A 5430-nucleotide genomic window follows, 5' to 3' on the forward strand; every position below is an offset into this window, starting at 1 on the left:
CCTCTATGTAAAAACTACTGAAACATTCCATCATTATTAGTTTACTCATTTGCTTGTTAACGTTGGGTAACCGAATGAACCATTCTTCAAGCGTACCTTTGCGTAGAGGCAATCATCTCTGAGGTCGCCAGCTGGAGCGATGAAGTTGTTTATAAGGATTCCTTCCAAGTGGTACCCACAGCGCTCCGCAACCCTACAACTGGCACTATTTCTAGTGTCACAACGTATTTCGATGCGATTGGCTTGAAGATTCTTAAAAGCAAATTGAGTCACTCCGTCCACGGCTTCACTCATAAATCCTTGTCGTCTAGCAGCAGATTGCCTAATCCAGTAGCCAATTTCAAAGCGGCGCACTTGCCAATCTGCCCTTACCAGACTGCATGTACCTACAAACGCTCCAGAAAGTTTATCTAATATGTAAAAAGTGAAGGCCTCACGCAACAAAAAATTCGCTCGATGTTTACGAGCATTTGCTTCAGTCTCTTCGGTTTTTGGAATATGGTCAGCCCATTTCATCCACTCATGAAGAAATTCAAAAGACTCTCTTATCGCCTCATTAACCATTGCTCCATCACCATTCTGAGGTGCCCGCAATAAAAGTCGTTCGGTTTCAAACTGTTCCGGTATATCAAGAAGAATTGGATCCATGACCATACCCCCGTAAATGCTAAATCTCCCCATCTTTTCTCAACACTTAAATTAATAACAATTATGTCAAATTCCCATCGTTTGCACAATGAGTTATTCCACAATATGGCTCTGCAATGGCAAATTGGGCGCCTTCTTTTATTCAGTATAAGCGCCCTATTGCTGAACTCACTTCCTCGACACGTGCTGACTTATTATTAATTAGTATAGGTGACATTGCTTTGTTCATATCGTAATGATGGTTTCTACTGACGGATGAAAACGAAAAAAGCGGGATACTGCTATTTTTCTTCAGGCTCATCGCCCATAGTAATGGCCAATAGATTAAGACTATTAATATGATTGATAAGCAAAACAAGATCTGTGTACTCTTTTTCATCATAATATTTGCGTACACGATTATAGAGTTCCTCTGGGACGCCGTTTTCAGCAATAGACGTCATGTGCTCGGAAAGTTCCAAAGCAACCTTTTCCTCTGGCGTATAAAAAGAACATTTTTCCCAGGCATCAAGACAATAAATGCGTTGTTCTGTTTCTCCCATCTTGCGGGCATCTGATGTGTGCGAATCCAGACAAAACGGGCAACCATTAATTTGAGAAACTCTAATCTTTACTAATTCACGTGTTGTACGATTAATGGTGCTGGCTCTTGTATACTTGTCCATTTCTGTTACGATTTGCAGTTATAACAAAATACATACATGTCTAGCTTTTTCTTTTATTTAATCGCACGTGGATTTTGCTCATCGTACTATAAATGATGGATAGTTTTGATATAGCGTGACAATCCCTAGATTTGCATAAAGGCTCAACACCAAAATCTATGGTTGACGTCATTAAGCAATCCCTTGCATGTAAGCTAAGTTACACTCGACTAAGATACGATCCTTGTAAAAATGGCTTGGACAGTTGCTTGTTCCTTATGAGTTAAGGCATCATAGCGTTTTTCCAGCAAGTGATGATGACGCTTCAGTTGCTTTCTTGCCTGTGTTGGCAAGTTTTTTTGGACATCTTTGCGTACGTCATGCATGGCATCGGTCACATAACGATTGACATGGAAGCGATCAGCAATGCGAATGGCCTGCGGAAAGCATTGTTGGGTGAATTTATGGTATGTATAGCTCATATCCATGACCACGGCAACAGGATTCAGTGCATGAAGGTAGGGACATGTCTTTTGAAAAGCTTGTAAATCGTCCATTTTACGTCCAGGGATGATATCAAGAAAACTTCCGCCTTTTAAATCGTGAATACCGGTATTATAGGTGTGTCCCTTGCGGGCCGCAAAATCATCAATGCCCAAAACCAGCTGATCACGCGCCATAGCATCCTGAATACACGTTGCCTGTGTGTCGTCACTTTGGACTGCAAGGCCACGTTTATAATACCTTTCAGCCGTTGCATAAGGAACCGCCTGAAAACTGGCCATTGCTTGGATAGTCGTGCCATGCCCCTGTTGTATCAGCTTTTCTTGAAAAGCCTGGGTATATTGCTTTTTGGGTTTAACGAAATCGTATTGCCAAACAAAATGCGCATCACAATCCATACATGTCATGTTGATAGATGGTACTAAAAGGATTGTTCGCCACTTCATAAGTGGCAAATGGCGGACTTGGCGCTTGTAGGGCGTTCCGTTTCGTTTGACATAAGTACTGCCGCAACAGGGACATGTTTGAACAAGCTGGACAGGTTCCACCTGGAAGTATATAACGTCTTCTCGGTCATCAAATGTCATATCGTTAACATGAATCTCTGGAATATTTAATAATTTATTGATATAGTGACAATACACTTGTAACACCTCGCTATTGTGCGTTTTGTTCTGTATTTCCACTATAGCAGGGTTACAGGTGTTTTTTCATTTATTTGGAATTACTACCATAGATAACCTTAAATGTCAGCCTTAGATTTTAATGAAGAGCCTGCATAAAAAGTACATTTTAAACCTTTAGTCAATGCAAGCCTTTAAGTAAAAACTAAATTTATGAGCAGCATCAGTTAATGAGCCTAAAGCATAATAACCCTCTTTTACAGAACCCACACATCCAATAAGAGGTGAGGAGAGAAATTCTAGCATCTGTTTTATTTCACCCAATGTAGGAATCGGTGTGAACAAATTTTGACTTTTAAGTAATATATATATTTCTTTGGGTTGCATAATACCCTCAGTGTGTGGATCATTGCTCTCTTCAAATAAACATTTCATAATTGCTTGAAGAAGTTGCCCTTCTCGGCGAATATTATTTCGGTCTTCTTCAATGACTTGAGGGTTAACGAAACCTTTCTGAGCAAATAATTTTTGATACGAATCTGATTTTAAAGGGACTTCTGTATGCATTTTAATTAGTAATTCCAGTTCTTCCACATTAATAAGAACCACCTCATTTTTAATGGCTCTATTAGTTAATCTTTTTCCTTGGAATTCACGGCCCACAACTACTGAATAATTAGCTTTATGTTTCGTTTTATGTTCGGCTAAAGTATCAAAATTTATTTGATCCTCTGTCACCCTCCCATTATAGGCGGATTTTGCATCTACAGCTACAGTATAAGAAAATTTTGGTGTAGTTGGAGCCTCGATAAGCACATCTGTTTTTCCAGCCCCACCTAATAAATCAGCTTTAAACCCTAATAAAGAAAAGGCTTCCTTTACTGCTTCCTCAAAACGAGAAGGATTCGATGAATCAACAGAAGAATGTCTTATTTCTTCAAGAAGATCTTCAACTTCTGTTCCATTTATATCAGATTCCTCTAACCCTTGTTTGTCAATACCTTCGTCATTCACCTGATAATGTGGTTGAAGCTTCTCGATAAATAACTCTCCCCGATGTGTTAAACTGTATTTGCTGACACCAGCCTCTTGGATGAGTTTAGCATTTTTTAAAATATGCAATCGTTTATTTATTTCCGTTCTATTTTCACTTGGAAAACCGTGGGAAACCTTTGCAGTTACTGCTAACTCTTTAGCAGTAAGGTGTTCTTCTTTAAGTTCAAATAAAATCTCAAAAAAGAAGGAAAACTGACTGTTCATACAACAGGCGAAGTCCATTTCAAAATTATCCGTAGGAAACTTCCCCCCTAATTCGCTAGTCTTATAATGCGTTTTGGTTTCTCGTTGAATAAATCCTAAATTCATTAAAGTTGTGATAAACGCTCTGGTTGAAGATTCAGCTACTCCATAGGTGACTAAAGAATATTCCGTTATAGTCGAAAATTCTGTTGGTGTACTCATCATGCGTAAATAACCTACAATGGTATTATGAGTGTTTTGCATGCTTCCGGGTATATAACCCAAACCTGTTTTCCTGGAGGATTTTGTTTCATCGTCCAATATAGACATCTTCCAAGCCCATGATGACATAGGGACATCTATTTCTTCGAGTGTTGCATCTTTATAGGTTTTTATTTCTTCAGGTTTCAAATAACCTACTGTTGATAAAAATTTTTCTCCTTGGTCTGTAAGGTAATGATTCCTTGAAAAATTTTCGAACCAAATAAGGTTTAAATCTCTCAGCCAATTTATTCTCGTACGAATTTCCGATTTAGTTTTCCAGTTCAAGTTATAATTGTTATTAGCAATTTCTTGGATTTCCCTAGTTTGTTGATAACCATTTTTAATGAGGTGAATTATTTCGGAGAAGAACTTAATGTTCGCATTAAGAATAGCCGCTAGATATAAACTATCTTCCGTTTCTAACCACTTTTGTGCTATTTGAGAGATTTCCCACCCTGTAGATGGTTTGTTCACTATACCTGAAGGCCTAAGGTTTATGTATAACTGTTCCAAGTTTCTTTCACTTTGACTCCCGGGTATTTCCACCGTACTACTAATTGGAGTGTTGTCTTTTATTGACATTAAAATATACATCAGTGATTCTGGAAAACCTTTTTCGGCCCGGGGAATATTGGGCATTGCAAAGATTTTAGTTTCCCAGCTTCTTATTGTTGGGTAATCCAAACTATCGACTTTAACCATATTTTTAACACCCACCTTAGCAACTTTTTATTTTGCATCTAAACCTCAGGTCCACTATAAAAAATGTAATGGAAAATGATTTAAACAATATTATTCCCTCTCTTTTAAATCATAGTTATTCCGCAAAATGGCCCGTTTCAGAAGGATGCACTTATTCAATTAGTGCGCCCTTCGTTGTAGTATCAAAACGTTACTTCTCAGATAAGCAGTTGATTTGCTGTTTTAAGTTTCTTCGATAGCGACAGCCGTTCCATAAGCCAAAAGCTCTGCTGCTCCACTTGAAATTTGAGATGTTTCAAAGCGAACATTAACTACGGCATCAGCTTCTTGATTTTCAGCATTTTCAACCATTCGTTGCATTGCTCTTTGTCGAGAGTCTGTCATCAACTCTGTATATTCTGTCATTTCACCGCCTACGACATTTCTAAAGCTAGAAACGAGGTCCTTCCCAACATTCTTTGCACGTACAACGTTACCCTTGGCAATCCCCTTTACATCCGTGATCTTATAGCCTGGAATGGTCTCAGTATTTGCTAAGATCATCTTGGTCTTCCTCCCTTTTCTCCTTAATTTTATCTCGTAAAACACCAATAAAAATTAAAAGAAGGCCTACAACGCCAATCACAATAGAGCTTATAAAAAGAATTAAACTAACTCTTATATTGATTATAAAAAAAGATATTACGTTCGATAAAATGAACACTACAATAGCTGTTGGTATTAAAAGAACTCCAAAACGTATCATTATTTCTCCTTGATTCGATTAAGCTTTTTCTAAAATTCCCAACCTAAAAAGAGCCATCCAA

At 38.1% G+C, this 5430-nt stretch carries 5 protein-coding genes; all 5 read right to left on the reverse strand.

Features of this window, described 5'->3' with window-relative positions:
* Positions 1-45: 45 nt before the first annotated feature.
* Positions 46-648, reverse strand: a complete 603-nt coding sequence (locus tag IEW67_RS17365) for a GNAT family N-acetyltransferase (protein WP_188634340.1) — start codon at positions 646-648, stop codon at positions 46-48.
* Between the two features lie 281 nt (positions 649-929).
* Positions 930-1313 (reverse strand): carboxymuconolactone decarboxylase family protein, encoded by a 384-nt coding sequence (locus IEW67_RS17370; RefSeq protein ID WP_188634341.1) that lies wholly within the window; start codon positions 1311-1313, stop codon positions 930-932.
* A 209-nt stretch (positions 1314-1522) separates the two neighbouring features.
* On the reverse strand, positions 1523-2440 hold the full coding sequence (locus IEW67_RS17375) for a transposase (protein ID WP_188634342.1): 918 nt from the start codon (positions 2438-2440) through the stop codon (positions 1523-1525).
* A 156-nt stretch (positions 2441-2596) separates the two neighbouring features.
* Complete coding sequence (locus tag IEW67_RS17380) at positions 2597-4624, reverse strand: restriction endonuclease FokI C-terminal domain-containing protein (RefSeq protein WP_229671937.1); 2028 nt, start codon at positions 4622-4624, stop codon at positions 2597-2599.
* Between the two features lie 222 nt (positions 4625-4846).
* Positions 4847-5167: a YbjQ family protein gene (locus IEW67_RS17385; RefSeq protein ID WP_188634343.1), complete on the reverse strand. Its 321-nt coding sequence runs from the start codon at positions 5165-5167 to the stop codon at positions 4847-4849.
* Positions 5168-5430: the final 263 nt, after the last annotated feature.

The organism is Lentibacillus kapialis (genome assembly GCF_014646635.1).
Lineage (GTDB): Bacteria > Bacillota > Bacilli > Bacillales > Amphibacillaceae > Lentibacillus > Lentibacillus kapialis.